We start from the raw sequence: 14,080 nt of genomic DNA, 5'->3' as shown, positions 1-14,080 counted from the left end.
GGTGAATACCCGAATACGTTCCTGTCTCGGAACACCCTGCATTCCACCACGCGAGGAAGGCCGGAAACGGTGAACGATAAACGAAAGCACTGGCGTCGAGCTGGTGTGGCGATCGGCGGTGCGGCTCTGTTGGGCCTGTCCGCGGTCGCGGCAGTAGCCGCCCAACCAGTGGCGAATTCCGCGGAAACCCCTGTCGCGGCAGCCAATGCCGTTCCGCAGGTCGCCCAGGCGGGCGCCACGGAGCGCGCCGAACGCCACTCCGTCGCGGGTCCGAGCACGGACTCCCGGCAGTTCTGCCAGGACGGCGCCGCCTGGGTCCGCCCGCACTTCTCGGGGCTGATCCTCAAGGGCGCCGACACGGTGACCGTCCGCGCGTCGGGCGGCGAGAGCTACACGCTCACCGCCACCCACGGCACCGGGCGGTCGTTGTCCACGAAGTCCTTCCGCGGCAACTGTGTCACCGTCGACGCGGCCCTGTCGTCGGCGGAGAGCCGGTTCGCGGTCGACTCCCTGCAGTCGGGCACCGCGTCGGCCGATGTCGTCGTCGCGGGCGCCGGTGACATCTGCGGGTCCGACTGCACGCAGACCGCGGACGTGGTCAAGGCGATCAATCCGGCCGCGGTGTTCACCGCGGGCGACAACGCCTACGAGGACGGCTCACTGAGGGATTACGACACCAAGTATGCCCCGGCGTGGGGCCAGTTCAACAACATCATCCACCCGACCCCGGGCAACCACGAGTACGGGACCAGCGGCGCCACCGGGTACTTCGACTACTTCAACGGCTCCGGCAACCCCGATGGGAAGGCGGGCCCGCGCGGAAAGGGTTACTACAGTTGGGATGTCGGCGACTGGCACTTCGTCGCCCTCAACAGCGGCAGCAGCAGCTCCGTGCCCGTCTCCGCGGGGTCGGCACAGGAGCAGTGGCTGCGCACGGACCTCGCGGCGAGCACCAAGCCGTGCACGGCCGCCTACTGGCACCACCCGCTGTTCACCCGGGGCTCGCACAGCAACAGCACGTTTGTGAAGCCACTGTGGGATGCCCTCTACCAGTACAAGGCCGACTTGATCCTCGTCGGCCACGACCACAACTACCAGCGGTACGCCCCGCAGCGTCCGGACGGCACCGCCGACGCGACGAACGGTATCCGCCAGGTCCTGGTCGGGACCGGTGGCAAGGCGACCTACTCGTTCACCCAGCCCATGTCCAACGTGGAGTCCAGCAACGACACCACGTACGGCGTGCTGAAGCTGGGCCTGTCGTCGACCGGCTACCGCGGCGACTTCGTCCCGGTCGCGGGTCGCACCTTCACCGACACCTTCACGGGTTCCTGCAAGGCCAAGGGCAACACGACGACCCCGAGCTACGCGCTCTCGGCCACCCCGAGTGCGGTCAGCGTCGTCCAGGGCGCGTCGGCGAGCACCAAGGTCACCGTCACCAGCTCTGGCGGGTTCAACGCCGCGACCAACCTGGCGGTCTCCGGGCTACCCAGCGGTGTCACGGCGAGCGTGTCGCCGATCTCGGTCACCCCGCCCGCCAACGGCGCCGCAGAGGCGACGGTGACGCTCAACGCGAGCAGCACCGCCGCGACCGGGACCGCCAATGTCACGGTCACCGGCACCTCTGGGAGCCTGACGAAGAGCACGACCGTCGCGCTCACGGTCAACCCGAGCGGTGGCGGCGGCGGAACCTGTTCGGGCACCAACGGAACCGACGTCGCGATCCCGGACAATGCCACGGTCGAGTCCTCGATCACGATCTCGGGCTGCGCGGGCAACGCCTCGGCGACGTCCAAGGCCGAGGTGCACATCAAGCACACGTACATCGGTGACCTGGTCGTGAGCCTGGTCGCGCCGGACGGCAGCGCTTCGGTGCTGCACAACAAGTCCGGTTCGGACGCCGACAACATCGATCAGATCTACTCGGTGAACGTGTCCGGCGAGGTCGCGAACGGCACGTGGAAGCTGCGCGTGCAGGACGTGGCGTCGCAGGACGTCGGCACCATCGACACCTGGTCGCTGAACCTCGGCGGCGGCACCTCCGACCCCGCTGACGTCTTCTTCGACGACTTCGAGTCGGCCAAGGGCTGGCAGACCAACGCGTCCGCCGCGGACAGCGCGACGACCGGCCTGTGGGAGCGCGGTGATCCTGAGGCGACGGTCGAGACCGGCGACAAGCAGCTGGGCACCACCACCAGTGGGGTCAACAACCTCGTGACCGGCAGGCTGGCCGGGTCGAGCGCTGGGACGCACGACGTCGACGGCGGCCGCACGTCGGTCACCTCGCCCGCGATCACGCTGCCCAGCGGCACCCTGGGCCTGACCCTGCGCTGGAGCGTCGGGTTCGGGTCCAACGCCGCCGCCGCCGACTACTTCAAGATCACGGTGGTCGGGTCGACCAGCAAGGTCGTGCTCGACCAGCGCGGCAACGGCACGCACATCAACGGCTCGTGGCGGACTCTGACCGCCGACCTGTCGGAGTTCGCGGGCCAGAGCGTGCGCATCCTCATCGAGGCCGAGGACGACACGGGCACCCCGAGCCTGGTCGAGGCGCAGGTCGACGACGTCAAGATCACCCGGGCGTAGGGCGGGTAGCAGCGGTGTATGTCACCACAGAGCCGCTGCGCGGTGCGGCACGGTCGACGGCGAAGGTGCCGTCGACCGTGCTCGCGCTGGGCATGGTCAGCCTGTTCACCGACATCTCCGCGGAGATGGTCACGGCGTTCCTCCCGATGTACCTGGTCTACGGACTGGGTGTCGGCTATCTGCAGCTGGGCTTGATCGACGGGCTCTACACCGGCGCGACCGCGCTGCTGCGGCTTGTCGGCGGCCACGCGGCGGACCGCACCGGCAAGCCGAAGACGGTGGCGGCGTTCGGTTATGGACTGTCCGCGGTGACCAAACTCGGGTTCCCCGCCGCGGGCGGCTCACTCGGCGCCATCGGCGGCCTGCTCGCCCTTGACCGTGCGGGCAAAGGGATCCGCACCGGACCCCGGGACGCGATCATCGCGATGAGCGCGCCGCCGGACATGCTCGGCCGCGCGTTCGGCGTGCACCGGATGCTGGACACGGTCGGCGCGCTGCTCGGCCCGGTCGTGGCGTTCGTGCTGATCGCGGTCACCGCCCAGGCCTACGACGCGGTGTTCGTGGTCAGCTTCTGCTTCGCCATGGTGGGGCTGGTCATCCTGCTGGTCTGGGTCCAGCAGCCGGTGGGTGCGCCGGCGAAGAAGAAGATCAGCGTGCGTGATGGGGTTCGGCTGCTGGTGCGCCCGGAGTACCGCAGGCTGTGTCTGTGCGCGATGTTCCTCGGGCTGGCCACGGTCAGCGACGCGTTCATCCTGATCGCGGCCCAGCAGCGCACCGGCGTGTCCCAGAACCTGTTGCCACTGCTGCCGTTGGCGATCGCGATCACCTTCCTGTGCGCGGCCATCCCCGTGGGCAGGCTGGCCGACCGGGTCGGCCGCTGGCGTGTTTTCCTGGTGGGACACGGGTTGCTGCTCGCGGTGTACGGGCTGCTGATGTCGGGTCTCGGTGGCTGGCCGGTGCTGGTGTTGGCATTGGGCCTGCACGGGTTGTTCTACGCGGCCACCGACGGGGTGCTGATGGCGTGCGCGGGCCCACTGCTTCCCGAGGAGGTCAAGGCATCCGGGCTGGCGGTGCTGCAGACCGGGCAGGCCTTGGCGCGGACGGTCGCCGCGGTGCTGTTCGGCGTCGGTGCCTCGCTGGTCGGGCTCGGCCCCGCGTTCGCTTGTTATGCGGTGGTTCTTGTGATCGCGGTCGTGGTGAGTTGGAGGTTGCGGTGAAGAAGATCATCGGTATCGGTGCGATCGTCGCGCTGAGCGTGGTGGCGGTGGTCTACGTCGCGTCGGCTTCGCGGAGCTCGGCGACCGGGTCACTGGACCTGTCCGCGCGGGACTCGGTCCTGTTTGTCGACGGCAGCGGCAAGGTCGGGCAGCTCTCGCGGGCGGACCCCGCCTCGGCGGTGGTCACGGACCGTTCCTGCCTGCGGGCCTACACCGCGGCCGGGACGACGGTGTGTCTGCGCTCGGTGGCGGTGCCGCCCAGTTTCGAGGCGGAGGTCCTCGGCCCCGACTTGGCCGTGCGGCGCGTGATCAAACTGGACGGAACGCCGAGCCGGGCCAGGGTCTCGGAATCCGGGAACCTGGTCGGGTGGACGGTGTTCCGCGAAGGCGACTCATACATGGCGCCCGGATATTTCTCCACTACGACAGGCATTTTCGACCGGCGGTCGGGGACGCTGTATGGGTCGATGGAGGACTTCACGTCCTTTGTGGATGGTGTGGAGCATCATGCGGTTGACCGGAACTTCTGGGGTGCGACTTTTGCTGACGACGATCGGACGTTCTATGTGACGCTCGGGTCTGAGGGAAAGACCTACCTGATGCGCGGCGACCTCGTGGAGCGGACGCTCAAGTCGGTGATCGGCAATGCTGAATGCCCATCGCTGTCACCGGACGGCACGAGGATCGCCTACAAGAAGCGGTTCGGGGAGACCTGGCGGCTGCATGTACTCGACCTGGCTTCGTCGAAGGAGACCGCGCTGGCGGAGGCGGCGCATGTCGACGATCAGGCGGCGTGGCTCGACGACTCCACGATCGCGTATTCGCGGCCGGTCGCGGTGGGGGAGGCGCCGGGGATCCTCACGGTTCCCGCTGACGGTAGTGGTGAGCCCAAGCTGTTGCGGGCCAACGCTTCCTCACCCGCCGCGGTCGGACAGGACACGCCCTAGCTAGTCCCAGTCCCAGGCCAGCCGGTAGATACCGGGCACCGGGTCCAGCACCGTGTGCTGCGCGGTGCAGCTGGCCCCCAATGGCACTTCGACCTCCTCCTGCGCGACGTCGCCGATCGAGGACAGGTACGTTCGGTAGACCCGCACCGGCAGGGCGGTGGTGTCGAACTGGACCTGCACGGAGTAGACCCGGCTTGACCGGCCGAGCCGCTGGGAGTGGTAGCGCTCCTCGGCGTTCGTGCGCACCGTGAAGCCGATCACCACCAGGTCGCCCGCCCGCGCGGGCTGGTCCAGCAGGAGTTCGTAGGTGGTGAAGCCGGTCTCGGTGTCCTGGCGTCTGCGGCCGGGGCGGCAGCCGATGGTGTCGGTGATGTCGAGACAGTCGCCGACATCGCTTCGGTACGCCCCGGTATAGCGGTCGGTCCCGTCGCGTTCGGCCCGCAGGACGATGTGGTGGCCGATTGCCCGCATCCGCCGCTGCGCGTCCACCGTGGAGGTGAGATGCGTGGCGATCTTCGCGACTTGGTTGATCGCCTCGATGCCGGTGCCCATCCGCTGCAGTGCCCTGGCCAAGCCGTCCGGTCGGGCCCACGCCTGGTCCGCGCGCATCTCGCCCGGGCTCTGCGCCAGCCACCGGCCGCGGGGACGCGGTGGGCCGAGCAGGCTCGACAGCGCCCCGGTGGGGACGCCGACGATGTCCTCCAAGACGGCCAGCGCGCGCAGCGAGTCGGGGCGTTCGGGCTGGGTGCGGCCGCTCTGCCAGTTGCTCAGTGCCGTCTTGCTCACCGCCGCGTCGCGTTCGCGGAGGCGGAACTGGACGCGGTCGAGGCTCAGGCCGCTCGACTTGAGGGCCAGTCGCAGCGCCAGGCTGAACGGGCCCGTCGACAAGGCCTGGGACAGGCGCCTGCTCTCGGTGGTCTCGCGGTCGACCGGCATCGCGCTCCCTCCTGCGTTCCCGCGAGGAACCATAGGGTCTCGCGGCGCGGCTTGCTACTGTTCGGTGAACAAACCGTTGCGGGTGACAACTACTTCGGGAGGCGACGATGGGTGCCGGATCAGGTCCATGGACCGAGCCAGGTGCGTTCCCGGTCGCGCCCGGGGTGCACCGGATACCGCTCCCGCTGCCGAACGACGGGCTGCACGCGGTGAACGTCTACGCCGTGGAAAGCGCGGGCGGGCTGGTCCTCATCGACTCCGGCTGGGCCCTGCAAGAGGCCCGCGACCTGCTGGAATCGGCCCTCGGCTCGATCGGGTACGGGTTCGAGGACATCAGCCGGTTCCTGATCACCCACATGCACCGCGACCACTACACGCTGGCCGTCGAGCTGCGGCGGATGTTCGGCGGGCGGATCGCGCTCGGGGTCGGGGAGCAGCCGAACTTCGACGCCGTGCGCGGCGGCTCCGGCGAGGCCCAGCTCGCCGAGATCGCCCGCTGGGGCGCGGCCGACCTGGTGGAGAAGCTGCGGGGCCTCTACACCCGGGAGAACTCCGAGCAGGCCAGGTCGACCTACGAGCTGCCCGACGACTGGATCCCCGGCGCTCAGGACATCGAGGTCGGCGACCGCACCCTGCGGGCCGTGCCGACGCCGGGCCACACCCGCGGTCACGTCGTCTTCGCCGACCCGGCGGCGTCGCTGCTGTTCTCCGGCGACCACGTGCTGCCGCACATCACCCCGTCGATCGGCTTCGAGCCCGCCCGCGCGGAACTGCCGCTGGGCGCCTACCTCGACTCGCTGCGGCTCATGCGCACCCTGCCCGACATGCGCCTGCTGCCCGCGCACGGCCCGGTGACCGACAGCGTCCACACCCGCGTCGACGAACTGCTGCTGCACCACGAGGAGCGCCTCGCCGCGACCGAGGCAGTCGTCCGCGACGGCGCGGCGACGGCGTTCGAGGCGGCGAACCGGCTCACGTGGACCCGGCGTGGCCGCGCTTTCGCTGAATTGGACACCTTCAACCGCACCCTCGCGGTGGGGGAGACGGCGGCGCACCTGGATGTTCTGGTGGTGCGCGGGGAACTCAAATCGTCCACTGTGGACGGCGTGGTCGAGTACGTTCCGCTGCCCGGTGACCAAAAGGGCTGACCACTCCCTTTCAATACGTCGCTAAACCGCTGATTTCCGTTAACTGGTAAGCGGTAACCCTGCCGCGCGTCTGTGCACGGCGGGATCGCGTGGATAACGTCCGAACTTCATTACCAACCACGGCGCCTGCCTCGCCGTGCGCGACAGCTTGCGCACCGACCCCTGTTCGCGTGGGGCACGCGTCGGGTTGTCGCGCGAGGGAGAGTAATGAATCGACGACGGAAAACCCTGTCCACACTCGCCGTTCTCGGGCTGGGTGTGAGTTTCCTGGCGGTCCTGCCCACCGCCTCCGCCGAGCCGCGTCCGGTGGCCATCCCACTTTTCGCCGAGGACACGACCGCCCGCGACGCCGGCCAAGCCGACAAGTTGCGCAACGAACGGCCCGCCAACGCGGCGGTTCGAATCAAGCGTGCCAACGCCGCGGCGGTGGGTGCCGGCACCGAGCTGATCTCGCTGGACCTCGGCGACCGCACGGTCACCGCGGTGCGCGACAACGCGAGCACCACCGGGAGTGGCAACACGTTGTGGACCGGGCAGGTGCGGGAGACCGCGATCGCCCGATCCAGTGGTCCGGCCGAGGTCGGCACGGATGAGTACAACTCCGTGACACTGGTGCGATCCGGCGACGGTGTCACCGGCACGGTCCGGGTTTCCGGTGTGCTGTACCAGATCCATCCGGTCTTGGGCGGTCGGCACGCGGTGCTGAAGGTCGACGAGTCGAAGATGCCGCAGGACCACCCGCGGGTGGTTGGCGGCCTGCCGACGACCGCCATGCCGGCGACGGAAAGCGCGGGCGTCGCGGCGAACACGGTGATCCGGGTACAGGTCGTCGCGACCCAGCAGGCCGTGAACGGCTACAACGGGGACATGCGTGCCCTGGTCGACCTCGCGGTGTCGGAGACCAACAAGGGCTACCTCAACTCCGGGGTCGGGATCACCCTGGAGCTGGCCCACTATTCGACGGTGAACTACACCGAGGCGGGCATGTCGACCGACCTCAGCCGCTTCCGCGGCACCAGCGACGGCTACATGGACGGCGTGCACGCCCTGCGCGACCAGCACGCCGCCGACGTGAACGTGCTGGTCCTCAACGCCAGCTCGTCCTGCGGCATCGCCTCGGGCATCGGGTCCTCGGCGGCGACCGCGTTCGCCGTGGTGGCCCGGAGCTGCGCGACCGGGTACTACAGCTTCGGCCACGAGATCGGCCACCTGCAGTCCGCCCGGCACGACCCGGCGACCGACTCGTCGAACACGCCGTACGCCTACGGCCACGGCTACCGGTACGGCAGCTCGTGGCGCACGATCATGTCCTACAACTGCTCGCCGAGCTGCCCGCGCATCAACTACTGGTCGAACCCGCGCAAGACCTACAACGGGGTCGCGATGGGCACCGTCGACCGCAGTGACAACGCGAGGGTCCTCGAGCAGACGAAGGCCACCATCGCCGCCTTCCGCGGCGGCACCACCACCCCGACCAACCAGCTGACCAAGGGCGTGGCGGTCACGGGCCTGTCCGGCGGGAGCGGATCGTCGACCGCGTACACCCTGGCCGTCCCCGCGGGCGCGACGAACCTGTCGTTCTCCACCTCGGGCGGCACCGGCGACATGGACCTGTACGTGAAGTTCGGCAGCGCCGCGTCGACCAGTTCCTACGACTGCCGGTCGACCACGAGCTCGTCGACCGAGCAGTGCGCCTTCACCACGGCGCAGGCGGGCACCTACCACGTGACCCTCTACGGGTACTCCGCTTACTCGGGCGTGAGCCTGGTGTCGGATTACACGGGATGACGGCCGAAGCCGAGGGGGCGCCCAGCCCCCTCGGCTTCGTCAGAACAGTGACGGCTGCCCGTTGGGGGCCGCGCCCTCGATGGTGAGCATGCGGAGCTTGGTGGCGGAGCCGCCGCCCGCGGAGAACCCGCCGATCCTGCCGCCCGCGCCGAGCACCCGGTGGCACGGAACGATGATCGGGTACGGGTTGCGGCCCAACGCCTGGCCGACGGCCTGGGCGGAACCGGGCATGCCCAGCTCGCGGGCGACCTCGCCGTAGGTGAGCGTGCTGCCGGGCGGGATGGCCCGGGCGATGCGGTAGACCTGTTGGTGGAACTCGGGAACACCGGTCGGGTCGAGTTCGATGTCGGCGAGCTCATCGGCCTCACCCGCCAACAGCGCGGTCATCCGCTCGATCGCCTGACGCACGGGCGGAGGCGGCGGGGTTTCCTCACCACCGCCAAGACGCCGAATGGTCGCGGCGTCGTCCTTCTCCGGAAGCTGGACGGCCGTGATCCCGTTCGCTCCCCATGCCACACCACAGCGACCAATGGCCGTGTCGAACAGCGCGTACATGGCCCCTCCTTCCCAGCACTGCCAGTCTGCCCCATTCGTCTGACAAAACCGCGAGTCGCCCTTCCGCCAGAGGCTGGAAGGGCGACTCGCAGGGCTGTCACGCGTTCAGGAGTTGGTCTAGCAGGGCTCGGTATTGGTGGAGGGTTTGGCGTAGTTCCTCCGTGTCCTGGGTCGACCGGCGAAGTGCCTTGTGGCGTTCGGACATCGAGTTCTGCAAGCTCCGGATCACCTCGGTGACCAGCGCGTCCGCTCCCCGCACCGCTTCCTGGGGGTTGTCGACGAACGTCGCCTGCACCCGCTGCCACTCACCGCGCAGCCGCGAGGCCTCGTCGGGCTGGAACAGCTTGCCCTGCCCGCCGCGATCGGACTGGTCGACTTCCGGCGCCATCCGGTCCGTGGAGCGTGGGCCAAGATCGTCCGCCTGGTCGGACGCGTCGGGTCGGCCCGGCTGCCGGGTGACGGACGACTCGCCAGGCGGGACGGTGGCGTCGGCCTCGCCGGGCGGGACCAGACCGGCGTGCGGCTGCGTCATGCCCGTGCCGTCGGGCTCTCCAGCACCCATCGGCCTGCCTTGCCCGCCGGGACCCATGGGCCTGCCTGGCTCTCCGGGACTCATCGTGCCGCCTGGTTGCCCGGAACCCATTGGCGCGTCTTGTGTCCCGGCAGCCGTGGGCATGCCTCGCTCCGCCGAACCACTGGGTCCGCCGGGTTCCTCGGGACCCATCGGCCCTGCCCGGTCGGGTCCCATCGGCCCGCCTGACTGCCCGGGGCCCATGGGCCGCATGGCCTGGCTCTCCGGCTGGTCCGTCCTGCCCGCCTGCGACTGCCTCGAAGCCTCATCACGCGGCGGCGTCGAAGGTTGCGGGCCGGGTTGTGGCCGGGGTTCCTGGCGGGCGTCCGGGGTCTCGTCGTGCGTGGGTGCCCTTCTCGTGGGGACCTCGGTGGCGCGGCTGTCCTCTCTGGGCCGCTGATCCTTATCCGACTCGGGCAAGTCGACGTCCCTCGGGGTCTGGCCGCGTTGTTGTCGGGGATCTTGGTGTTCGGTCTCGTGTCGCACGGATACCTCCGTGGCTATCGCTGGTTGGTGCGGTGTTCGGCAGGCCCAAGGAGGTCGTCGAACAGCGCTCGGTAATGGACCATGGCGGTACGCAGTTCCTCGGTGGAGACCTGGGTGCGGGCGTTGCGCTCCTTGATCTCGTGCGCCTCGCGGTAGTGCTCCAAGGCCTGGGCGTGGCCGACGGACAGGTCGGCGACCTGCTGGTCGTAGTCCTCCGTGGGGTAGCCGCGCTCAGCCATCAGCGCGGTCACGAGCCGGTCGGCCTCGTCGACCGACGGACTCGGCCGGTCGACGAACTGTTCTTGCACGAGCGCCCAGTGCTGGGAGTAGCGGTCCCGCAGGGTCGGCGAGAGTTCCTTGATGTCGAGCTTCTCGTGCCGCTTCTCCCGCTGCGCCAACTCGCGCTCGGCCTCGCGGCGCGGTTGTTCGCGCACGGTGCGGTCGTACTCCGGGCCGAACTGTTCGCGCAGGTGAGCGCGGCGCCTGCGCATCATGACCAGGACCGCGACCACCACGAGGATCACGACGACGGCGATGACGATGCCGATGATCGTGCCGGTTGACATGTCGTCTCCTTCCGGAGCGAAAGGAACAAAACGGATCTCTTTGGGCTACCCCGCTCCGGCCTGCCGAAACGCTGTCAGCACCCGCAGGTGATCGAATGCGCCGGGGCGGTCAGCGGGTCGACCACGCCCCGTGTGTGGCCGGTCGCGCTTTCGACCCCGAACCCCTCGCGCGCCCAGTACTCGAACCCGCCGAGCATCTCCTTGACCTGGTAGCCGAGCTTCGCGAACTCCAGCGCCGCCCGCGTCGCGCCGTTGCAGCCCGGCCCCCAGCAGTAGGTGACGACGGCCGCCGTCAGCGGCACCAGATCCCGCGCCTCGGCGGCGATGCGGGCGGTCGGGAGGTGCAGGGCGCCGGGTACGTGCCCTTGGTCCCACGACTCGGTGGACCGCGAGTCGATCAGGACGATCTCGCCGGTCGGCAGGGCGGTGTGCACGTCGCTGACGTCGGTCTCGAAGGCGAGGCGGGTGCTGAAGTGGGCGATGGCCGCGTTGTTCATGGGGCAATCCTCGGGCCGAGCGGCCCGGCGGCGGGAGTGGCGTGAATGCCGTTGTTCGCTAAGATCTCGCCATGCGCACAGTGAGCGTGCTGGCCTACCCCGGCATGTCGATGTTCGAACTCGGCATCGTCACCGAGGTGTTCGGCCTGCCCCGCCCGGAACTCGACGTGGACTGGTACCGCCTCACCCTGTGCGCGGAAAGCGACGAGGTCCCGGTGATCGGCGGGGCCCGCCTGCACGCCGACGGCGACCTCGACACGCTCGCGGCGGCGGACACCGTGATCATCCCCGGCGTGTCCGACGTGCGCGGATCTTGCTCACCCGAGCTGTTGGCGGCCCTGCGGTCAGCCCACGCACGCGGCGCCCGACTGGTGTCGATCTGTTCGGGTGCGTTCGCCCTCGCCGAGGCAGGCCTGCTCGACGGCCGCCGCGCCACAACGCACTGGCGCTACGCGACCCGGCTGGCCGAGCGTTTTCCGTCGGTCACGGTCGACCCGGATGTGCTCTATGTCGACGAGGGAGATGTCCTGACCAGTGCGGGAAGTGCCGCGGGCCTGGATCTCTGCGTGCACCTCATCCGCACCGACCACGGCGCGGCCGTCGCCAACGCCGTCGCGCGGAGGCTTGTCGTGCCGCCGCATCGGGAGGGTGGGCAGGCGCAGTTCATCGAATCGCCGGTTTCCGCTCCTCAGGACGATGCGGTGACCGCGACGATGGCTTGGGCGATGGCGAATCTGACTTCGCCGATTACCGTCGGTTCGCTTGCCCGGCGGGCGCACATGTCGCCGCGGTCGTATTTGCGGCGGTTCAAGGACAGCAGTGGGACCAGTCCGATTCGGTGGCTGATCGCCCAACGGGTGCAGGCGAGCCTGCCGTTATTGGAGGCGTCGGATCAGTCGGTCGCCGAAATCGCCGCGGCGGTGGGGTTCGACAGCCCGGTGACTTTCCGCCACCATTTCGCGCGCGCTTTGCATACCTCGCCATCGGGCTATCGGCGGGCGTTCCACGGCTGAATACCCACAGTCTCGACAACGGCGAGCATCGGGTCCGCGAACTGGTAGCCAACCTCTCGAACCGTCCGAATCAGTTCCTGACCGGCGTCGATCTTGCCGCGCAGTCTTCGCACATGCACGTGCACCGTCCGCTCACTGACATACGTCGTGTGCCACACCTCCGCCATCAGCGCCCGCCGCCGATGCACCCGAGCAGGCCGGGACACGAGGTAGTGCAGCAGGTCGAACTCCAGCCCGGGTGAGCGCGACCTCACGGCCGCGCCAGAGCACCTTGCGGGAACCCACCAGCAAGCACAGCGGGGCTGATCGCGGCAGGGGGACGACCACCCGGGCAGCGGGTCGATCGACTCCACCGTGCCCAGGGCGCTCAGTGCGCCGAACAGGTCCGGAAGCCGGTCCGGGTCGGCGGTCAGGTGGACGGTCAGGGCGAGTCGGGTGGTTTCGGGCGCGCTGAACAGAGGCGTGGCCATGGTGGGTCCAAAGGGTGCAGAGGGTGCGGAGCGACTGGGGACGGCGTCGATCAGGGCCGACATCGCCGCGACACGGTCATGGTTCGCACACTCTGAGTCGACCAGGGCCGGGACGCGCGGTCAACGGCGTCCCGGCCTCTGGGACTCTGCTACTCCGGGAAGTGCTCGATCGCCAGGTACGGGTGCAGCGGTCCCGCGTTGCGCGGCAGGAACCACTCGTCGAAGTCGAGGCCGGGGGTGCCGAGCAGGTCGATGTCGTCCTCACCCTCGGTCGCGAGGTCGAAGAGCCGCTCGTGGTCGAGGTCGGCGAAGGCGTGCTCGTCGAACGCGGTGAGGATCTCCTTGATCGGCAGCTCGTCGAGCAGGCCCGCGAGGTCGAGCTGGACCGCGGCCTCGCCCTTGAGCACGTGCAGCGCCAGCGCCTCGGCCGTGCACAGCGGCGCGACCCAGTCGGGCTGCGAGAGCCGGTAGCCCAGGATCGACGTCGTCACCAGGAACTGCTTGGCGAACAGCGCGCCGTAGTGGTCGGCGTAGCGCAGCGGGAGCTGGTTGATCACGCTGAGCGCCTCGACCTCGCCCGCGGCGCCCTCGGCGTCCTCCAGCTCCTGGATGTCGGCGAACAGCTCGTCGGTGAGGATCTCCATGCCCTGCACCAGCGCGCCCGCGACCAGCCGGGCCGCCTCCTCGGAGATCACGCACTCGGGGTCGTCGGGGTCGTGGCCGAACGCCGCCGGGCCGAACGCGCGCAGCGTCGCCGCCGAGACGAGCAGCTCATCGCGCAGGGCGGTGATCTCCTCCTCGGTCAGTTCCTCCTCGTCGTCCTCGTCCTCTTCCGGCTCGGTGATCTTGGCGCCGAGCGCGGCCTCGAGGTCGTCGTCGGTGGCGATGACCTCGCAGCGGCCGACGGTCCACCCGTCGAACAGTTCGGTCTGCGCGATCATCTCGGTGAGCACGTGCCGGGCGGCCTCCTCGGCGAAGGCCAGGGCGGGCGAGTCGACCAGCCAAGTGATGACCGCGCCGGTCGGGTGGACCGCGATCCCGTGGTCGAGCGGCTCGACCTCGATGCCGTCGGGACCCTCGATCCCGGCCAGCAGGTCAAGCTGCTCGTCGAGCAGGGCGGCGACGCCGTGGCGCTGCAGCGGGTCGAGGTCGGCGGTCCCGGGCGCGGGGGACAGGCTGGCGGTGAGCTGGTATTCCACGGGTGGAGTGTAGGAGCGCGGAGTGCGCAGCCGGCGTCGTGGGCGTCATCCGATCGAGTACAAAGATCATCCGGACGCGACGTGCACTTTCCGGCCGGACA

General features: G+C 69.4%; 13 protein-coding genes. 6 read left to right on the top strand and 7 right to left on the bottom strand.

The window, feature by feature from the left end; genetic code table 11:
- Positions 1-69 precede the first annotated feature (69 nt).
- From ACUZ2Y_RS13360 to ACUZ2Y_RS13350, 3 genes are read left to right on the top strand one after another with little or no spacing between them, the layout of a single operon-like run.
- A complete protein-coding gene (locus tag ACUZ2Y_RS13360) occupies positions 70-2,586 on the top strand; it encodes a proprotein convertase P-domain-containing protein (protein WP_476330612.1) in 2,517 nt (838 codons plus the stop codon).
- Positions 2,587-2,600: 14 nt separating this feature from the next.
- The gene (locus tag ACUZ2Y_RS13355; protein WP_476330609.1) at positions 2,601-3,803 is read left to right on the top strand and encodes an MFS transporter; all 1,203 of its coding nucleotides are present in this window, start codon (positions 2,601-2,603) and stop codon (positions 3,801-3,803) included.
- Entirely contained in the window at positions 3,800-4,750 is a 951-nt protein-coding gene (locus ACUZ2Y_RS13350) for a TolB family protein (RefSeq protein WP_476330606.1), read from the top strand. The genes ACUZ2Y_RS13355 and ACUZ2Y_RS13350 overlap by 4 nt, the downstream gene beginning before the upstream one ends.
- On the opposite strand, the gene ACUZ2Y_RS13345 is transcribed toward ACUZ2Y_RS13350, so the two are convergent.
- Positions 4,751-5,686, bottom strand: a complete 936-nt coding sequence (locus ACUZ2Y_RS13345) for a hypothetical protein (protein ID WP_476330603.1) — start codon at positions 5,684-5,686, stop codon at positions 4,751-4,753.
- A 107-nt stretch (positions 5,687-5,793) separates the two neighbouring features.
- Here ACUZ2Y_RS13345 and ACUZ2Y_RS13340 point away from each other — a divergent pair, with 107 nt between their 5' ends.
- Together ACUZ2Y_RS13340 and ACUZ2Y_RS13335 are read left to right on the top strand one after the other, a co-directional pair.
- Complete coding sequence (locus ACUZ2Y_RS13340) at positions 5,794-6,834, top strand: MBL fold metallo-hydrolase (RefSeq protein WP_476330600.1); 1,041 nt, start codon at positions 5,794-5,796, stop codon at positions 6,832-6,834.
- 207 nt (positions 6,835-7,041) lie between these two features.
- Positions 7,042-8,622 (top strand): M12 family metallo-peptidase, encoded by a 1,581-nt coding sequence (locus ACUZ2Y_RS13335; protein ID WP_476330597.1) that lies wholly within the window; start codon positions 7,042-7,044, stop codon positions 8,620-8,622.
- Between the two features lie 39 nt (positions 8,623-8,661).
- Here the strand turns inward: ACUZ2Y_RS13335 and ACUZ2Y_RS13330 are convergent, their stop codons facing one another.
- The 4 genes from ACUZ2Y_RS13330 to ACUZ2Y_RS13315 form a co-directional block, all read right to left on the bottom strand.
- Entirely contained in the window at positions 8,662-9,177 is a 516-nt protein-coding gene (locus ACUZ2Y_RS13330; RefSeq protein ID WP_476330594.1) for a methylated-DNA--[protein]-cysteine S-methyltransferase, read from the bottom strand.
- Between the two features lie 97 nt (positions 9,178-9,274).
- On the bottom strand, positions 9,275-9,739 hold the full coding sequence (locus ACUZ2Y_RS13325) for a hypothetical protein (protein ID WP_476330591.1): 465 nt from the start codon (positions 9,737-9,739) through the stop codon (positions 9,275-9,277).
- Positions 9,740-10,248: 509 nt separating this feature from the next.
- Positions 10,249-10,800 (bottom strand): hypothetical protein, encoded by a 552-nt coding sequence (locus ACUZ2Y_RS13320; RefSeq protein WP_476330588.1) that lies wholly within the window; start codon positions 10,798-10,800, stop codon positions 10,249-10,251.
- 74 nt (positions 10,801-10,874) lie between these two features.
- Positions 10,875-11,297, bottom strand: coding sequence for a rhodanese-like domain-containing protein (locus ACUZ2Y_RS13315; protein ID WP_476330585.1), 423 nt, complete (start codon positions 11,295-11,297; stop codon positions 10,875-10,877).
- A gap of 71 nt (positions 11,298-11,368) precedes the next feature.
- Here ACUZ2Y_RS13315 and ACUZ2Y_RS13310 point away from each other — a divergent pair, with 71 nt between their 5' ends.
- Positions 11,369-12,310 carry a helix-turn-helix domain-containing protein gene (locus tag ACUZ2Y_RS13310; RefSeq protein WP_476330582.1) on the top strand — a complete coding sequence of 314 codons (942 nt, stop codon included), beginning with the start codon at positions 11,369-11,371 and terminating at the stop codon, positions 12,308-12,310.
- Here ACUZ2Y_RS13310 and ACUZ2Y_RS13305 read toward each other — a convergent pair.
- Positions 12,286-12,780 (bottom strand): winged helix-turn-helix domain-containing protein, encoded by a 495-nt coding sequence (locus ACUZ2Y_RS13305; RefSeq protein WP_476330579.1) that lies wholly within the window; start codon positions 12,778-12,780, stop codon positions 12,286-12,288. The two genes, ACUZ2Y_RS13310 and ACUZ2Y_RS13305, sit on opposite strands and share 25 nt — an antisense overlap.
- Before the next feature lie 149 nt (positions 12,781-12,929).
- Positions 12,930-13,979 carry a hypothetical protein gene (locus ACUZ2Y_RS13300; protein WP_476330577.1) on the bottom strand — a complete coding sequence of 350 codons (1,050 nt, stop codon included), beginning with the start codon at positions 13,977-13,979 and terminating at the stop codon, positions 12,930-12,932.
- Positions 13,980-14,080: the final 101 nt, after the last annotated feature.

The organism is Actinokineospora sp. UV203 (assembly GCF_056323665.1).
This window is presented reverse-complemented; position numbering and strand designations above follow the sequence as displayed.

Coding starts and splice junctions, on each gene's coding strand:
- ACUZ2Y_RS13330 (WP_476330594.1), bottom strand. CDS start 9,177: ATGTACGCGCTGTTCGACACGGCCATTGGTCGCTGTGGTGTGGCATGG.
- ACUZ2Y_RS13345 (WP_476330603.1), bottom strand. CDS start 5,686: ATGCCGGTCGACCGCGAGACCACCGAGAGCAGGCGCCTGTCCCAGGCC.
- ACUZ2Y_RS13305 (WP_476330579.1), bottom strand. CDS start 12,780: ATGGCCACGCCTCTGTTCAGCGCGCCCGAAACCACCCGACTCGCCCTG.
- ACUZ2Y_RS13310 (WP_476330582.1), top strand. CDS start 11,369: ATGCGCACAGTGAGCGTGCTGGCCTACCCCGGCATGTCGATGTTCGAA.
- ACUZ2Y_RS13335 (WP_476330597.1), top strand. CDS start 7,042: ATGAATCGACGACGGAAAACCCTGTCCACACTCGCCGTTCTCGGGCTG.
- ACUZ2Y_RS13315 (WP_476330585.1), bottom strand. CDS start 11,297: ATGAACAACGCGGCCATCGCCCACTTCAGCACCCGCCTCGCCTTCGAG.
- ACUZ2Y_RS13340 (WP_476330600.1), top strand. CDS start 5,794: ATGGGTGCCGGATCAGGTCCATGGACCGAGCCAGGTGCGTTCCCGGTC.
- ACUZ2Y_RS13320 (WP_476330588.1), bottom strand. CDS start 10,800: ATGTCAACCGGCACGATCATCGGCATCGTCATCGCCGTCGTCGTGATC.
- ACUZ2Y_RS13325 (WP_476330591.1), bottom strand. CDS start 9,739: ATGGGTGCTGGAGAGCCCGACGGCACGGGCATGACGCAGCCGCACGCC.